Raw genomic sequence first — 15,024 nt, forward strand, 5'->3', positions numbered from 1 at the left:
CGCCCTGGCTGGTCGACCGGCTGCTGCGCAACATCCTGATCGACGTCACCGGCAACACGCACCGCAGCGAGTTCTGCATCGACAAGATGTACTCGCCCGACGGCCCCACCGGCCGGCTGGGCCTGCTGGAGCTGCGCGCCTTCGAGATGCCGCCGCACGCGCGCATGAGCATCGTGCAGCAGTTGCTGATGCGCGCGCTGGTCGCCCGCTTCTGGGACGCGCCCTACCAGGCGCCCGCCACCCGCTGGGGCACCGAGCTGCACGACCGCTTCCTGCTGCCCACCTTCGTGCGGATGGACTTCGAGGACGTCATCGCCGAGATGCGCCAGGCCGGCTTCGCCTTCGAGAGCGAGTGGTTCGCGCCACACTTCGAGTTCCGCTTCCCGCTGGTGGGCGAAGTGCAGGCCATGGGCATGCAGCTCGGCCTGCGCAACGCGCTGGAGCCCTGGCACGTGATGGGCGAGGAAGGCGCTGTCGGCGGCACCGTGCGCTATGTCGACTCCTCGCTGGAGCGCATCGAGGTGCGCGTGACCGGCCTCAACCAGAGCCGCTACGCCGTCACCGTCAACGGGAAGGTGCTGCCGCTGCAGCCCACCGGCGTGGCCGGCGAGTACGTGGCCGGCGTGCGCTACAAGGCCTGGAACCCGCCCTCCTCGCTGCACCCCACCATCCAGCCGCACGCGCCGCTGACCTTCGACCTGGTCGACACCTGGATGAAGCGCTCGGTGGGCGGCTGCCAGTACCACGTGGCGCACCCGGGCGGGCGCAACTACACCACCTTCCCGGTCAACGCCTACGAGGCCGAAAGCCGGCGCCTGGCGCGCTTCTCGCGCATGGGCCATACGCCGGGAAGCATGGACACGCCGCCGGCCAACATCGAGGCCCCGGGCAGCCGCGAGTTCCCCTTCACGCTGGATCTGCGACGCTGAGCGGGCACCGACGACGGCGATGTGACAATGCCGCCGCCGTGGACCTACTGAACGACTCCCTTTTCGACGCGCAGGCGCTGGAATCGCCGGCCGCCTTCGCCGCGGCGCTCGCGCCGCAGGCCCGGCCGGGGCACTTCGACGAACTGCGCGGCACCGCGACGCCGCTGCCGGCGCCCGCCCGGGTTGCAGCGGCCGCCGCCGCACCGCTGCACGACGCCGCCCTGCCGCAGCCCGAACCCGCCGACGCCGAACCGGCCGCCGCGCCCGCCGCGCCGCTCACCCCCGCCTGGAGCCGCTTCTTCGAGACATTGGGCCCCGCCGGCTTCGCCGACCTGCCGCGCCGCGCGCTGAGCCTGGCGCGGCAGATCCGCGACAACGGCGTCACCTACAACGTGTACGCCGACGCCGGCGGCCCGCAGCGCCCCTGGTCGCTGGACCTGTTCCCCCTCATCGTCGAGCCGCAGACCTGGGCGCGCATCGAGGCCGGCGTGCTGCAGCGCACCCGCCTGCTCGACCGCGTGATGGCCGACGTGTACGGCCCGCAGCACCTGCTGGCCGAGGGCCTGCTGCCCGCCGCGCTGGTGCGCGGCCACCCCGGCTACCTGCGCGCCATGCACGGCGTGCAGCCGCCGGGCGACACCTGGCTGCGCATCGCCGCCTTCGACCTCGCGCGCGGCCCCGACGGGCACTGGTGGGTGGTCTCGCAGCGCACCCAGGCGCCCTCGGGCCTGGGCTACCTGCTGGAGAACCGGCTGGCCATCGCGCGCCAGTTCCCGCAGGCCTTCGAGTCGCTGCAGGTGCAGCGCCTGGCCGCCACCTACAGCGCGATGATGGACGGCCTGCAGGCCATGTGCCCGCCCGGCCCCACGGGTGAACTGCCGCACATCGCGCTGCTCACGCCCGGCCCCTACAACGAGACCTACTTCGAGCACGCCTACCTGGCCCGCTACCTGGGCGTCACGCTGGTCGAGGGCAGCGACCTCACCGTGCGGGGCGAGCGCCTGTACCTCAAGACGCTGCAGGGCCTGCAGCCGGTGCACGGCCTGATCAAGCGGCTGGATGACGCCTTCCTCGACCCGCTGGAACTGCTGCCCGACTCGACGCTGGGCGTGCCCGGGCTGCTGCAGGCCATCCGCGCCGGCAACGTGCTGGTGGCCAACACGCCGGGCTCGGCCTTCCTCGAATCGCCGGCGCTGCTGGGCTTCCTGCCGGCGCTGGCGCAGCAGCTGCTGGGCGAGCCGCTGGCGCTGCCCTCGCTGGCCACCTGGTGGTGCGGCGAGCGCGCGGCCATGGAGGCGGCACTGCCGCAACTGGCCGAATGCGCGATCAAGCCGACCTACCCCGGCTCGCGCGTGCATCCCGGCTTCGACGCCGTGCTGGGCACCCAGCTCGACCGCCGCGCGCTCGACGAATGGGCCGGCCGCATCGTGCGCCAGCCCGAGTCGCACACGGTGCAGAGCCACCTGCCGATGTCGCAGATGCCGACCTGGGCGCAGGACATCGGCCCCGGCCGCATCGCGCCCAAGGCGGTGATGCTGCGCGTGTTCGCCGTCAACGACGGCCCCCGCTCCTGGCGCGTGCTGCCCGGCGGCATGGCGCGGCTGGCCGGGCCGGACGCGCAGATCGCATCGATGCAGCGCGGCGGCAGCAGCGCCGACGTGTGGGTGCTGACCGAGGGCGAGGTGGACCGCAGCACCCGCCTGCACACGCAGGCCACGCCGGCCTCGCTGGTGCGCCACCGCGCGCCGGTGACCAGCCGCGCGGCCGAGAACATGTTCTGGCTCGGCCGCTACACCGAGCGCGCCGAGAACACCCTGCGCCTGGCGCGCCTGGCGCTGGACTTGCTGGGCGGCGAGGACCAGTCCTCCCCCGCCCTGGCGGCCTGGCTCGACGCGCTGGCGCGGCGCAACGCGCTGGTGCCGCGCGAGCTGCCCGAGCCGCAGGGCGGCGCCCGCGCGGCGCAGGCGCGCCGCGTGTTCCAGCGCGCGCTCGTCGCCGAACTGGGCGACACCGACCGCGGCCGCAGCGTCGGCTTCAACCTGCACTGCCTGCGCCAGGCCGCCGCCGCGGTGCGCGAGCGCCTGTCGCAGGAGCACTGGAACCAGATCGTGCGCGCCGAGGACGACTTCCTGCGCCGCATGCAGGAGCAGGCCGGCGAGCCGGGCGAGGCGCGCTACGCCCTGGGCGCCACGCAGCGCACGCTGGAGGCGGCCGGCATGGCGCTGGCGGCCATCACCGGCGCGCAGACCGACCGCATGACGCGCGACGACGCCTGGCGCCTGTTGTCCATCGGCCGCCACATCGAGCGCCTGGGCTTCCTCGCCAGCGCGCTGGCGGCCGGCCTGGAGGCGGGCACGCTGCACGAGGTGAGCGGCTTCGAGGCCCTGGTCGCGCTGTTCGACAGCACCATCACCTTCCATGCGCGGCACCAGCAGCGGCGCGACCTCGCCACGCTGGCCGACCTGCTGGTGCTCGACGGCGACAACCCGCGCTCGCTGGCCTGGGTCGCGCAGACGCTGCGCGGGCGCATCGCGCGCCTGGCCGGCAGCGCGCCGGGCCAGCTCACCGCCCTGTCGCACGAGTTGCCCGACCCGGCCGCCTGGACGCTGGAGGACCTGTGCGAGACCGGCGACGACGGCCGCCACGCGCGGCTGCTGGCGCTGCTGCAGGCCTGCGAGGCGGCGGCCTGGCGCGTCTCCGACGCCATCGGGGCGCGCTACTTCACCCTCACCCACGAGACCGTGCGCTCGGTCGGGGCCTGAGCGTCTTTCGATCATGCGCCTGCACGTCGTCCACGAGACCCGCTACGCGTACGCGCCGCCGGTGGAGACCGCGCAGCACATGGCGCACCTGCGGCCGCTGGAGCGCCCGCAGCAGCAGCGGCTGCTCGGCCACGCCCTGCACATCGCGCCCGAGCCGGTGCAGCGCAGCGAGTCGGTGGACGTGTACGGCAACGTGCGCACCTTCTTCGCGCTGGGTTCGACGCACGGCGAACTGGTGGTGCGGGCCGAGAGCCTGGTCGAGACCGCCGCGCCGCCGCCCTTCGTGCCGGACACCGCGCCCGGCACCCCGTGGGAAGCGGTGCGCGAGCGCTTCCGCTACCGCAAGGGCGTGCGCGACGACCCGGTCTCCGAGTTCGTCTTCCCCTCGCCCCACGTGCCGCTGCACGACGACTTCGGCGCCTATGCGCGCCCCAGCTTCACGCCCGGGCGGCCGCTGTTCGAGGCCGCGATGGACCTGACGCTGCGCATGCACCGCGACTTCGCCTACGACGCCGGCAGCACCGAGGTGGGCACGCCGGCCGTGCAGGCGCTGGCCCAGCGGCGCGGCGTGTGCCAGGACTTCGCGCACATCCTCATCGGCTGCTGCCGCGCCATGGGCCTGCCGGCGCGCTACGTCAGCGGCTACCTGCTGACGCAGCCGCCGCCCGGCCAGCCGCGCCTGGTCGGCGCCGACGCCTCGCACGCCTGGGTCGAGCTGTACCTGCCGCCCGCTGCCGGCGCACCGGCCCGCGCGCCGGGCGGCTGGGCCGGCTTCGACCCCACCAACGGCCGCCAGCCCGGTGAGGACTACGTGCTGCTGGCCGTGGGCCGCGACTTCGCCGACGTTTCGCCCATCCGCGGCGTGCTGCACGGCGGCGCGCGGCACGTGCTGCACGTCGGCGTGACGGTGCGGCCCGAGGACGAGGAAAACGCCGGCTGAGTCCCACAGCGGCCGCGGCCGCAGGCAACGGACAATGGCTGCGTCCCTGCCATCCACACCGAGACGCCATGACGAATCCCTCCGCCCCGCGCATGACCAACCTCTTCCTGCAGCTCGGGCTCGATGCCGACGAGGCCGCGATCGCGCAGTTCATCCGGTCCCACCAGCTGGCGGCCGACGTCGGGCTGGCGGACGCGCCCTTCTGGAACGAGGCGCAGCGCCAGTTCCTGAGCGAGCAGCTCAAGGCCGATGCCGCCTGGGCCATCGTGGTGGACCAGCTCAGCGAATCCCTGCACGAGGACGCCGTCAAGGCACGCACCGGGCTGGACTGACCCACCGACACTTCCACACACCAACCAGTAAAGGTCCTTCCATGAGCATCTACGACAAGCTGAAGTCGCTGAACATCGAACTGCCGCCCGTGGCCGCGCCCGCGGCGGCCTACGTGCCCTTCGTGCGCACCGGCAACCTGGTCTTCCTCTCCGGCCACGTGGCGCGCAAGGACGGCAAGCCCTGGGTCGGCCAGTTCGGCGTGAACATGGGCACCGACGAAGGCAAGGCCGCCGCCCGCGCCGTGGCCATCGACCTGATGGGCACGCTGCACGCCGCCGTCGGCGACCTGAACAAGGTCCGCCGCATCGTCAAGCTGATGAGCCTGGTCAATTCCGCACCCGACTTCACCGAGCAGCACCTGGTGACCAACGGCGCCAGCGAACTGATCGGCGAGGTCTTCGGCGAGCGCGGCGCGCACGCGCGCAGCGCCTTCGGCGTGGCGCAGATCCCGCTGGGCTGCTGCGTCGAGATCGAACTCATCGCGGAAGTCGAATGACGGCCCCGCGCGTTGCCCTCGTCACCGCCGGCGGCAGCGGCATGGGCGCCGCCGCGGCGCGCGGCCTGCGCGCAGCCGGCTTCGAGGTGGCGGTGCTCTCCTCTTCCGGCAAGGGCGAGGCGCTGGCGCAGGAACTGGGCGGCGTCGGCATCACCGGCTCCAACCGCAGCGAGGCCGACCTGCAGCGCCTGGTCGATGCGGCGCTGGCGCGCTGGGGCCGCATCGACGCGGTGGTCAACAGCGCCGGCCACGGCCCCAAGGGCGAGCTGCTGGCAATCAGCGACGAGGACTGGCACTTGGGCATGGAGTTCTACCTGCTCAACGTGGTGCGCATCGCGCGCCTGGTCACGCCGGTGATGCAGCGGCAGAAGGCCGGCTCGATCGTCAACATCGGCACCTACGCCACCTTCGAGCCGGAGCCGGCCTTCCCCACCTCCGGCGTGCTGCGCGCCGGGCTGGCCTCCTTCACCAAGCTGTACGCCGACCAATACGCGGCCGACGGCATCCGCATGAACAACGTGCTGCCGGGCTTCATCGACAGCCTGCCCGAGAAGGAAGACCGCCGCGCGCGCATTCCCATGGGCCGCTACGGCACCGCCGGCGAGGTGGCCGAGCTGATCGTCTTCCTGGCCTCGGACAAGTCCGCCTACATCACCGGCCAGAACATCCGCATCGATGGCGGCATCACGCGGTCGGTCTAGGGCCCGTGAACGCCATGGAGCGCACGGCGTCGCGCGCCTTGATGGGCAGGCTGCGATGAGCTTCGCGACCCCTTCCGTCGCGTTCACAGGCCCTGGCCAGGCGCGCACCTGGCTCGCGATCTTCGGCAGCGCTTACGTGCTGGCGCTGGCGCTGTGCGTCGTGACCGTCCTCACGCCGGCGCCCTACGGCGACCTCACCCGCATCGGGCGCGTGCCGGAATCCGATTTCGGCTGGCGCACGGGCCAGGCGGCCGTCCCGCGGGCCGCGCTGGCCGATGCACCCCTCGCCGAAGCCGACGTGCTGGTGATCGGCGACAGCTTCTCGGTCGGCCGGCTCTGGCAGTCGGTGCTGGTCGGGCAGGGCCTGAAGGTCGCGAGCACCCACTGGGACCAGATCGGCAATGCGCTGTGCAGCGACCTGGACGAGTGGCTGCGCAGCCAGGGCTTCCGCGGCCGGACGGTGATCGTGCAGACCGTGCAGCGATGGGTGGTGCGGCGCATGGACCGCTCGGCGGCATGCGCCCGCACGCAGGGCGTCTACCGGCCGATGGGCGACTCGGCCGCGCCGCCGGACGAACCGCCCGGCTGGGCGCTGAACGACCGCGCCAAGCTGAGCACCGGCATCACGACCTGGACGCACGGCCTGCGGGTGCGGCGCGACCTGCGCGAGGTGGTATTCCGCGACCCGGACAACGACATCCCGCTGGTGAGCGTGCGCCCGCTGGCCGACGGCTGCGTCCAGTTCAGCCACCGGCTGTGCGACCGTGGCCTCTTCCTCGCGGAGGACGTGATGATGGATGTGCCGGGCGACAGGCAGAGCGCCATCGCGCGCCGCATCAGCAGCGCCCACCCGGCGCTGCGGATCGTGTGGATGATCGTGCCGGACAAGACCACGGTGTACGCCGAACCCGGCCGCGGCGCCGGCTTCGCCCGGCAGATCGAAGCGGCCGGCCTGGGCCCGGACCTGTTCGCCCACGCCCAGGCCGCCCGGCGCTCGATCCGGGACTTCTACTGGCCCAACGACACGCATCTGTCCACGCGAGGCATGCTGGACGTCGGCGAGGAGATCCGGCGCTGGATCGAGCGCAGCGCCTCCTGAGCGGCATGGCGCACCCGGTCTAGCACGATCCGGCTACGCGCCCCCAGCACCTGCACCTCCGCCATAGCGCGGCCGTCTGCGGCGCCTGCCCTCCGGCAGGTTCCGCGCCGGCGCACCGCTGCCTAGACTGGCCGCCATCGACGCTCAGCGCAGGCTGCGCAGGAGGAATGGCACCGTGGCTCGATCCATCCAGGCATCCGTGGGGCTGGGCGGCGCCAACCGCGCGGACGACGTCTGCACCGTGCAGTCGCTGCTCAACGACGTGCCCGCGGGCAGCGGCGGCCCGCCCGCCCCGCTGGACACCGACGGCAAGTGCGGGCCCCTGACCGTCGGGGCCATCCTGCGCTTCCAGCAGACGCAGTTCCACTGGGCCGACGGGCGCGTCGACGCCGGCGGCCAGACCATCGGGCGGCTGGGCGAGTTCGATGCCGGCACCGGCCCCGCGACGCCGCCGGTGCCGGGCGGCATCGATCCGCCGCAGATCGTCACGCCGCCGGGACACGTGCCGCCGGCGCCACCGCCACCGCCGTCCTCCTCGGTGTCCATCCCGGCCGGGCTGTCGGCCCTGCGCCGGCGCGTGCTGGAAGTGGCGCTGGGCGAGGCGCTGCCCGCCACCGCGGTGTCCGACCTGATCACCAGGCAGGAGGACGGCCTGCTGGTGCGCGCCGGCTGGCGCCGCCTCAAGCAGTACTTCGACGAAGGCGTGGACGGCTGGAACGAGAACAAGTGGAAGGACAAGTCCACGCTGGACGGCGTGCGCATCCCGGGCCGGCGGATCCCGCAGCCGGGCACCTCCGGCGTCTCCTGGTGCGGCATCTTCGCCACCTGGGCCGTGCGCACCGCCGGCGTCGAGACGAAGTGGCGCATGGGCCTGGGCCCCAGCAGGCTGGCGCTGAAGTTCTCCCGCGACTGCCGGCCCGGCGACATCTGCGTGATGAAGGAGCACATCCACCACTTCATCGTCGCCTCCATCGACGGCGACAACATGGTCACGGTCAACGGCAACTCGGAGAACCAGGCGATCCTGGTCAAGAACCGCCCGCTGAGCTGCGTGCGCTACTTCTACAGCGTGGATTGACCGGACGCGGCCGCGTCGGCCTGCAGGCGGCGCAACTGCCGCGCCACGAAGCCCCAGACCAGCGCCGAGGCGTCAGGCCCGCGCGGGTCGGTGAAGGGGCTGGCCGTGGCGCCGCCGCTCCAGTCGTGCCCCAGGCCGTGGATGTCCACCTGCACCACCTGCGTGCGGCCGCGCCGGCGGTACGCGGTGACGCGCATCGGCAGGCGCTGGCCGCGCTGGCGCTGCTGCGCGGCGGCGGGGCGTGCGCCGCCGGCCTCTGCCCAGGCCCGTGCCGCGCGCTCGCCGTTGACCGGCGCCACCACCGCATCGGCATCGCCCTGCAGCACCAGCAGCGGCGGCAGCGGCACGGCCGGCGACGCGCCCAGCGCGGGTGCACGCCGCCCGGCCATGGCCGCCAGCGCGCTGTGGCGCGAACGCGCCGCGCCCGGCGCCACGCCGGAGTGCATGGCCACGGCGACGAAGCGCTCCGGCGCGCTCAGGCCCAGCAGCGCGGCCATGCCCGCGCCGGCGGACAGGCCGGCCACCGCCACCCGCGCCCGGTCGCCGCCGTGGGCCATGCACACCCGGTCGATGGCGGACAGCAGGGTGGCGGCCTCGGCCAGCGCCTGGCCGGAGCGCAGCTCGAACCAGTTCCAGCAGCCCTGCGGGTTGGCCAGCAGGTCCTGCTCCGGGTAGAGCACGAGGAAGCGCTCGCGCGCGGCCAGCCGGTTCATGCGCGTGCCGATGGCGAAATCGCGCGCCGTCTGCCCGCAGCCGTGCAGCATCACCAGGAGCGGCAGCCGCTCGTCGGGCGCCATGTCCGGCGGGCGGTAGACGTGGAAGCCGCGCACGCCGCCCGGCCCCGCGGCCATGCCTGCGATCCACTCGCCCGGGCCCGGCGGCGGCCGCTGGCGCATGACGCTCTGCAACTGGCCCGCCATGCGCCGGCCGCCCTGGATCGCGGCGCGCGCCAGCGCCCTCACCTGCCTCGGATTGGCGCAACGGAACAAGGCGGGGACGAAGGGGCGGCGGGCCATGGGCGAAGTGGCGCGACCATAGCAGCCGCGGGCGGGACGGTCCTGCGCCCCCGGGCGGAGAAACCGGCGATCCGTGACATCGTGGCGCCGGGCCGACGCCCGCGCGCCACAGGCGCTGTCACATCGACGTCACGCGGCTGACACACGATCGGCCTGCTGCCGCGCCCCGCCGCTCCCGTCCGACCATGCCCGACCGCCCGCTCCCGCCTCCCAGCCTGTCCTACGGCGGCGACGCCGCCGGCCTGATCTGCGGCTGGCGCTTCGGCCCCGCGGGCGATGGCGCCGCCGTGGCGCTGGACGCCGACGAGGCCGCCGCCTGGCTCGCGCAGCCGGCGCCGGCGCCGGGCGAGTTCGCCTGGCTGCACTTCAACCTGAGCCACGCGCCGGCGCGCCGCTGGCTGGAGCGGCACGCCGCCCTGCCCGACAGCTTCCACGAGGCGCTGGACGGCGGGCTGCACTCCACCCGCGTGGAGCGCGACGACGACACGCTGGTCGCGGTCATCAACGACGTGCACTACGACTTCGGCTTCGAGCCCTCGGACATCTCGACGCTGTGGATCGCCGTCGGCCCGCGCCTGGTGGTGACGGCCCGCACCCGGCCGCTGCGCTCGGTCGACACGCTGCGCACCGCGGTGCGCGACGGCGACGTGCCACGCTCCCCCGCCGAGCTGCTGGAGCACCTGATGCGCGCCCAGGCCGACGTGCTGGTGGGCATCGTGCGCGGCGTCACCGCCCGCGTCGACGCGGTGGAGGACGACCTGCTGGCCGGCCGCCCCGGCCCGCAGCGCGCGCGCCTGGGCGAGCTGCGCCGCGTGCTGGTGCGGCTGCAGCGGCTGCTGGCGCCGGAGCCGGCAGCCCTGTTCCGCCTGCTGACCCGCCCGCCGCCCTGGATGGCCGAGGCGGACGCGCAGGGGCTGCGCGACGCCTCGGGCGAGTTCTCGGTGGTGCTGCGCGACATGGCCGGGCTGCAGGAGCGCGTGAAGCTGCTGCAGGAGGAGGTCGCCGCGCGCGTGCAGGAGGGCAACAACCGCAGCCTGTTCGTGCTGACGGTCGTCACGGTGCTGGCCCTGCCGATCAACATCCTGGCCGGCCTGTTCGGGATGAACGTGGGCGGCATCCCGCTGGCGGAGAACCACCACGGCTTCTGGATCCTGGTGGCGGTGGTGGCCAGCTTCACCGCCGTGGCGGCCTGGGTGGCCTTCAGGAAGGCCGGCCGGCAGTGAGCGCCGGCAGGCTCTCAGGCCGGCGCCGAGGTCGACAGTTCGCTGACCTGCACCGACAGGTCGAACAGCTTGGCCTTGCCCGCGTAGTAGCGGTCCAGCCGCCACTCGCGCAGGATGTCGATGGCGAGCTGGAAGGCGTCGTAGTCGAGGTCGTAGAGCGTGACCAGCTCGAAGCCGTGGTCCGTCTCCAGGGCGAGCACCAGGCGCGCGAGGATGCGCGCCGAGGCGTCGTCCGGGTTCTTCTCGATGAAGCGCCGGGCTTCCTTGATGGCATTCATGGGGTCCCGTCCTCCGCTCCCGCGGCGGCGTCCTGAGTCATTTCGATGGACGTATTCTTGCCGCCACCCCCCGCCAGAAATATGACAACGCCTGTCACACGGGCAGGTTGCTATGGTTTTCGCAGCAACCCGGCGCCAGCGCGTTCCGGCACCGCTCCGTAAAATCGCGCAGGTGAGCGCCATCCTCAACGCCGACCTGCACTGCCACTCCGTGGTGTCCGACGGCACGCTGACCCCCGAGGAACTGGCCGCCCGCGCCAAGGCCAACGGCGTGGACCTGTGGGCGCTCACCGACCACGACGAACTCGGCGGCCAGCACCGCGCCGCCGAGGCCGCCCGCGCGGTCGGCCTGCGCTACCTGACCGGCACCGAGATCTCCGTCACCTTCGCCGACGAGACGGTCCACATCGTGGGCCTGGGCTTCGACCCGGACGACGCGGCGATGACGCAAGGCCTGTACGACACCCGCGGCGGGCGCGGCAAGCGCGCGCAGGAGATGGCCGCGCAACTGGCGCAGGTGGGCATCCACGGCGCCTACGAGGGCGCGCTGCGCTTCGTCGGCAACCCGGAGCTGATCTCGCGCACCCACTTCGCCCGCTTCCTGGTCGAGCAGGGCCATTGCCGCGACACGTCCGAGGTCTTCCGCAAGTACCTCACCGAGGGCAAGCCGGGCTACGTGCCGCACCGCTGGGCCACGCTGCGCGACGCGGTGCGCTGGATCAGCGGGGCCGGCGGGCTGGCCGTCATCGCTCACCCGGGGCGCTACAAGTTCACCGCCAACGAGGAATACGCGCTGTTCACCGAGTTCCAGGCCCACGGCGGACGGGCGGTGGAGGTGGTCACCGGCAGCCACACGCCGGCCGAATACGTCGAGTACGCCGACAAGGCGCGCGAGTTCGGCCTGGCCGCCTCGCGCGGCAGCGACTTCCACAGCCCCGACGAAAGCCATTGCGACCTGGGCGCCCTGCCGCCCCTGCCCGCGGGCCTGACGCCCGTGTGGGAACTGCTCGCGGACCGCATCCGGTGAGCGCCGCAGGCCCGGCGACCGGCGCTGCCTCCACGCCGCCCACCATCCTGCGCGACCGCCAGGCCGAACGGCTGCTGGCCGGCATCGCCATGGCGCTGGTGGCGGTGGCCTGCTTCGCCGCGCTCGACACCGCCACCAAGCTCGCCGTGATGACGGTGCCGGTGCTCATGGGCGTGTGGTTCCGCTACAGCTTCCAGGCCGTCGCCACCACCGCCGTGCTGCTGCCGCTGCACGGCCCGGCCCTGCTGCGCACGCGCCACCCGCGCTACCAGGCGCTGCGCGGGCTGCTGCTGCTGGGCAGCACGGTGTTCGCCTTCCTCAGCCTGCGCTACATGCCGATGGCCGAGTTCACCGCCGTCGTGATGGTCGCGCCGCTGGCCATCACCGTGCTGGCGGCCACCGTGCTCAAGGAGCGCGTGTCGCCGCTGCGCTGGGCGCTGGTGGCCGGCGGCTTCGCCGGCACGCTGGTCATCCTGCGTCCCGGCGGCGAGGCCTTCGGCTGGGCCATGCTGCTGCCGCTCGGGCTGGTGGTCAGCAACGCCTGGTTCCAGGTGCTCACCAGCCGCATGGCGCAGACGGAGAACCCGCTGACCATGCACTTCTACACCGGCTGGGTGGGCGCGCTGGCCACCTCCTTCGTGCTGCCGCTGGCCTGGCAGGCGCTGCCCTCCTGGCACAGCTGGGCGCTGCTGTGCCTGATGGGGCTGCTGGGCACGGTGGGCCACTTCCTGCTCATCCTGGCCTACCGGCGCGCGCCCGCCTCGACACTCACGCCCTACCTGTACGCGCAGATCGGCTTCGCGATGCTGGGCGGCTGGTGGGTGTTCGGCCAGGTGCCGGACGCGGCCTCGCTCATGGGCATCGCGCTGATCACCGTCTGCGGCGCCGCCGGCGCGTGGCTCACCATGCGCGAGCGGCGCGTGCCCATCGAGCCGGTCGAAACATGAACGTCATGGGTGCCGGCCGCACAATGCACCCATGGCCCAGCATTTCGAAGTCCATCCCGACAACCCCCAGCCGCGGCTGCTCAAGCAGGCCGCCGCGCTGCTCGCGCGCGGCGAGGTGCTGGCCGTGCCCACCGACTCCAGCTATGCCCTCGCCTGCCGGCTGGACGACAAGGACGCGGCCGACGCGCTGCGCCGCATCCGCCAGGTCGACGAGCGGCACCACCTCACGCTGCTGTGCCGCGACCTGAGCGAGCTGGCCAACTACGCGCGCGTGGACAACCGGCAGTACCGCCTGCTCAAGGCCGCGACGCCGGGCCCCTACACCTTCATCCTGGAGGCGACCAAGGAGGTGCCCCGCCGCGTGAGCCATCCGCAGCGCAAGACCATCGGCTTGCGCGTGCCGGCGCACCGCGCGCTGGACGAGTTGCTGATGCTGCACGGCGGCCCGCTGCTGGCCACCACGCTCATCCCGCCGGGCGAGAGCGAGCCGATGAACGATGCCGCCGCCATCCGCGAACGCTTCGAGAAGCTGATCGGCGGCGTGGTGGATGCCGGCGCCTGTCCGTCGCAGCCGACGACCGTGGTCGACCTCGTGCCGATGGGTGACGGCGGCGAGCCGCAGCTCGTGCGGCAGGGCCGCGGTACGCTCGCGCCATTGGGTCTCTGAGACAATGCGCCGCTGGGTGAACACCGCCGGCCCATTGGGCCGTCGCATCCGAAAACCTTCGTATCCAATTTCATGATGGACCGTGGCGCGCACGTGCGCCGAACCTGCAATCCATGCCTTCCCAGCCCTCCCAGGTCACGCGTTTCCTGACCGGCATCACGACCACCGGCACGCCGCACCTGGGCAACTACGTCGGCTCCGTGCGCCACTCGGTGCGCTTCAGCCAGCGCGCCGACGTGCAGAGCTTCTACTTCCTCGCCGACTACCACGCGCTCATCAAGTGCGATGAGCCGTCGCGCATCCAGCGCTCCACGCTGGAGATCGCCGCCACCTGGCTGGCCTGCGGCCTCGATCCCGAGCGCGTGACCTTCTACCGCCAGTCCGACATCCCCGAGATCCCCGAGCTGACCTGGCTGCTGAGCTGCGTGACCGGCAAGGGCGTGCTCAACCGCGCCCACGCCTACAAGGCCGCGGTGGACCGCAACGCCGCCGCCGGCGCCGACCCGGACGCCGACGTGACGGTAGGCCTGTTCATGTACCCCGCGCTGATGGCGGCCGACATCCTGATGTTCAACGCGCACAAGGTGCCGGTGGGCCGCGACCAGGTGCAGCACATCGAGATGGCGCGCGACATGGGCAACAGCTTCAACCACCTGTACGGCGAGCACTTCACGCTGCCCGAGGCGGAGATCGACGACGCGGTGGCGCTGCTGCCCGGCCTGGACGGCCGCAAGATGAGCAAGAGCTACGGCAACACGATCCCGCTGTTCGTGCCGCGCGAGCAGCTTCGCAAGCTGATCGGCGGCCTGCTCACCGACTCGCGCGCGCCCGGCGAACCCAAGGACACCGAGGGCTCGGCCCTGTTCCAGATCTACCAGGCCTTCGCCACGCCGGCCGAGACCGAAGCGCTGCGCAAGGCGTACGCCGAGGGCATCGCCTGGGGCGACGCCAAGCAGCTGCTGTTCGAGCGCATCGACGCCGAGGTCGCGCCGCTGCGCGAGCGCTACGAGGCTCTGATGGCCGACCCGGCGCAGATCGAGCGCACGCTGCGCGCCGGCGCCGAGAAGGCCCGCGCGCTGTCGCGGCCCTTCATGCAGCGCCTGCGCGAGGCCGTGGGCCTGCGCAACCTGGCCTCGGCCGCAGCGGCGGCGGCGCCCGCCGCCGCGGGCAAGCCCTCGGCCAAGACCGGCGCCGCCTTCAAGCAGTACCGCGAGAAAAGCGACGGCCGCTTCTACTTCAAGCTGGTGGATGCGCAAGGCGCCGCGCTGCTGCAAAGCCGCGGCTTCGCGACGCCGCAGGAGGCAGGCAGCGCCATCGCCGCCCTGCGCGGCCGCCCGGCCGCCGCGCTGGCCGAGCTGGCCGCGCAACTGGAGGCGCTCGACCCTGCGGCATCGCAGGCCGCCGCCGAGGCCCTGCAGCAGCTGGCCGGCGACGACGCGCACTGAACGAACACACACGAATGCAGGGAATGCAACGCCAATGCACTGCCGCTCCGCACACTGCGGGGCAGAACGGTCGCCAAGCCGTC

General features: G+C 73.1%; 15 protein-coding genes. 13 read left to right on the plus strand and 2 right to left on the minus strand.

Annotated elements, in window-relative coordinates; genetic code table 11:
- The 8 genes from ACIY1X_RS01205 to ACIY1X_RS01240 form a co-directional block, all read left to right on the plus strand.
- Positions 1 to 929, plus strand: a 929-nt coding sequence (locus tag ACIY1X_RS01205) for a transglutaminase family protein (RefSeq protein WP_399677409.1), incomplete at its 5' end; no start/stop codon positions are given.
- A 38-nt stretch (positions 930 to 967) separates the two neighbouring features.
- On the plus strand, positions 968 to 3,691 hold the full coding sequence (locus ACIY1X_RS01210) for a circularly permuted type 2 ATP-grasp protein (RefSeq protein ID WP_399677411.1): 2,724 nt from the start codon (positions 968 to 970) through the stop codon (positions 3,689 to 3,691).
- A gap of 13 nt (positions 3,692 to 3,704) precedes the next feature.
- The gene (locus tag ACIY1X_RS01215; RefSeq protein ID WP_399677413.1) at positions 3,705 to 4,631 is read left to right on the plus strand and encodes a transglutaminase domain-containing protein; all 927 of its coding nucleotides are present in this window, start codon (positions 3,705 to 3,707) and stop codon (positions 4,629 to 4,631) included.
- A gap of 68 nt (positions 4,632 to 4,699) precedes the next feature.
- Positions 4,700 to 4,963, plus strand: coding sequence for a DUF2789 domain-containing protein (locus ACIY1X_RS01220; protein WP_399677415.1), 264 nt, complete (start codon positions 4,700 to 4,702; stop codon positions 4,961 to 4,963).
- A 41-nt stretch (positions 4,964 to 5,004) separates the two neighbouring features.
- On the plus strand, positions 5,005 to 5,460 hold the full coding sequence (locus ACIY1X_RS01225) for a RidA family protein (RefSeq protein WP_399677417.1): 456 nt from the start codon (positions 5,005 to 5,007) through the stop codon (positions 5,458 to 5,460).
- Positions 5,457 to 6,161 carry an SDR family oxidoreductase gene (locus ACIY1X_RS01230; protein WP_038210094.1) on the plus strand — a complete coding sequence of 235 codons (705 nt, stop codon included), beginning with the start codon at positions 5,457 to 5,459 and terminating at the stop codon, positions 6,159 to 6,161. The genes ACIY1X_RS01225 and ACIY1X_RS01230 overlap by 4 nt, the downstream gene beginning before the upstream one ends.
- 55 nt (positions 6,162 to 6,216) lie before the next feature.
- The gene (locus tag ACIY1X_RS01235; protein WP_038210097.1) at positions 6,217 to 7,260 is read left to right on the plus strand and encodes a hypothetical protein; all 1,044 of its coding nucleotides are present in this window, start codon (positions 6,217 to 6,219) and stop codon (positions 7,258 to 7,260) included.
- 175 nt (positions 7,261 to 7,435) lie between these two features.
- Positions 7,436 to 8,338: a peptidoglycan-binding protein gene (locus tag ACIY1X_RS01240; protein ID WP_399677419.1), complete on the plus strand. Its 903-nt coding sequence runs from the start codon at positions 7,436 to 7,438 to the stop codon at positions 8,336 to 8,338.
- Here ACIY1X_RS01240 and ACIY1X_RS01245 read toward each other — a convergent pair.
- Complete coding sequence (locus ACIY1X_RS01245; protein WP_038210101.1) at positions 8,323 to 9,354, minus strand: PHB depolymerase family esterase; 1,032 nt, start codon at positions 9,352 to 9,354, stop codon at positions 8,323 to 8,325. The two genes, ACIY1X_RS01240 and ACIY1X_RS01245, sit on opposite strands and share 16 nt — an antisense overlap.
- Before the next feature lie 185 nt (positions 9,355 to 9,539).
- Between ACIY1X_RS01245 and ACIY1X_RS01250 the strand changes: the two genes are divergently transcribed.
- On the plus strand, positions 9,540 to 10,577 hold the full coding sequence (locus ACIY1X_RS01250; protein ID WP_399677420.1) for a transporter: 1,038 nt from the start codon (positions 9,540 to 9,542) through the stop codon (positions 10,575 to 10,577).
- A gap of 14 nt (positions 10,578 to 10,591) precedes the next feature.
- On the opposite strand, the gene ACIY1X_RS01255 is transcribed toward ACIY1X_RS01250, so the two are convergent.
- Entirely contained in the window at positions 10,592 to 10,855 is a 264-nt protein-coding gene (locus ACIY1X_RS01255; RefSeq protein ID WP_038210105.1) for a hypothetical protein, read from the minus strand.
- A 172-nt stretch (positions 10,856 to 11,027) separates the two neighbouring features.
- On the opposite strand from ACIY1X_RS01255, the gene ACIY1X_RS01260 reads away from it, so the two are divergent.
- The 4 genes from ACIY1X_RS01260 to ACIY1X_RS01275 all read left to right on the plus strand — a co-directional run bounded on the left by ACIY1X_RS01260 (position 11,028) and on the right by ACIY1X_RS01275 (position 14,941).
- Complete coding sequence (locus ACIY1X_RS01260; RefSeq protein WP_399677422.1) at positions 11,028 to 11,882, plus strand: 3',5'-nucleoside bisphosphate phosphatase; 855 nt, start codon at positions 11,028 to 11,030, stop codon at positions 11,880 to 11,882.
- Positions 11,883 to 11,971: 89 nt separating this feature from the next.
- Positions 11,972 to 12,829, plus strand: coding sequence for a DMT family transporter (locus ACIY1X_RS01265; RefSeq protein WP_399677508.1), 858 nt, complete (start codon positions 11,972 to 11,974; stop codon positions 12,827 to 12,829).
- A 31-nt stretch (positions 12,830 to 12,860) separates the two neighbouring features.
- The gene (locus ACIY1X_RS01270; RefSeq protein WP_399677424.1) at positions 12,861 to 13,496 is read left to right on the plus strand and encodes an L-threonylcarbamoyladenylate synthase; all 636 of its coding nucleotides are present in this window, start codon (positions 12,861 to 12,863) and stop codon (positions 13,494 to 13,496) included.
- Positions 13,497 to 13,609: 113 nt separating this feature from the next.
- Entirely contained in the window at positions 13,610 to 14,941 is a 1,332-nt protein-coding gene (locus ACIY1X_RS01275) for a tryptophan--tRNA ligase (RefSeq protein WP_038210116.1), read from the plus strand.
- Positions 14,942 to 15,024: the final 83 nt, after the last annotated feature.

The sequence above is a fragment of the Xenophilus sp. genome (assembly GCF_044462705.1).
Taxonomy (GTDB): domain Bacteria; phylum Pseudomonadota; class Gammaproteobacteria; order Burkholderiales; family Burkholderiaceae_C; genus Xenophilus; species Xenophilus azovorans.

Excerpts from the sequence above, each read along its gene's own strand:
- ACIY1X_RS01215 (WP_399677413.1), top strand. The coding sequence starts at position 3,705 with ATGCGCCTGCACGTCGTCCACGAGACCCGCTACGCGTACGCGCCGCCG.
- ACIY1X_RS01220 (WP_399677415.1), top strand. The coding sequence starts at position 4,700 with ATGACGAATCCCTCCGCCCCGCGCATGACCAACCTCTTCCTGCAGCTC.
- ACIY1X_RS01225 (WP_399677417.1), top strand. The coding sequence starts at position 5,005 with ATGAGCATCTACGACAAGCTGAAGTCGCTGAACATCGAACTGCCGCCC.
- ACIY1X_RS01230 (WP_038210094.1), top strand. The coding sequence starts at position 5,457 with ATGACGGCCCCGCGCGTTGCCCTCGTCACCGCCGGCGGCAGCGGCATG.
- ACIY1X_RS01235 (WP_038210097.1), top strand. The coding sequence starts at position 6,217 with ATGAGCTTCGCGACCCCTTCCGTCGCGTTCACAGGCCCTGGCCAGGCG.
- ACIY1X_RS01245 (WP_038210101.1), bottom strand. The coding sequence starts at position 9,354 with ATGGCCCGCCGCCCCTTCGTCCCCGCCTTGTTCCGTTGCGCCAATCCG.
- ACIY1X_RS01250 (WP_399677420.1), top strand. The coding sequence starts at position 9,540 with ATGCCCGACCGCCCGCTCCCGCCTCCCAGCCTGTCCTACGGCGGCGAC.
- ACIY1X_RS01255 (WP_038210105.1), bottom strand. The coding sequence starts at position 10,855 with ATGAATGCCATCAAGGAAGCCCGGCGCTTCATCGAGAAGAACCCGGAC.
- ACIY1X_RS01265 (WP_399677508.1), top strand. The coding sequence starts at position 11,972 with ATGGCGCTGGTGGCGGTGGCCTGCTTCGCCGCGCTCGACACCGCCACC.
- ACIY1X_RS01270 (WP_399677424.1), top strand. The coding sequence starts at position 12,861 with ATGGCCCAGCATTTCGAAGTCCATCCCGACAACCCCCAGCCGCGGCTG.
- ACIY1X_RS01275 (WP_038210116.1), top strand. The coding sequence starts at position 13,610 with ATGCCTTCCCAGCCCTCCCAGGTCACGCGTTTCCTGACCGGCATCACG.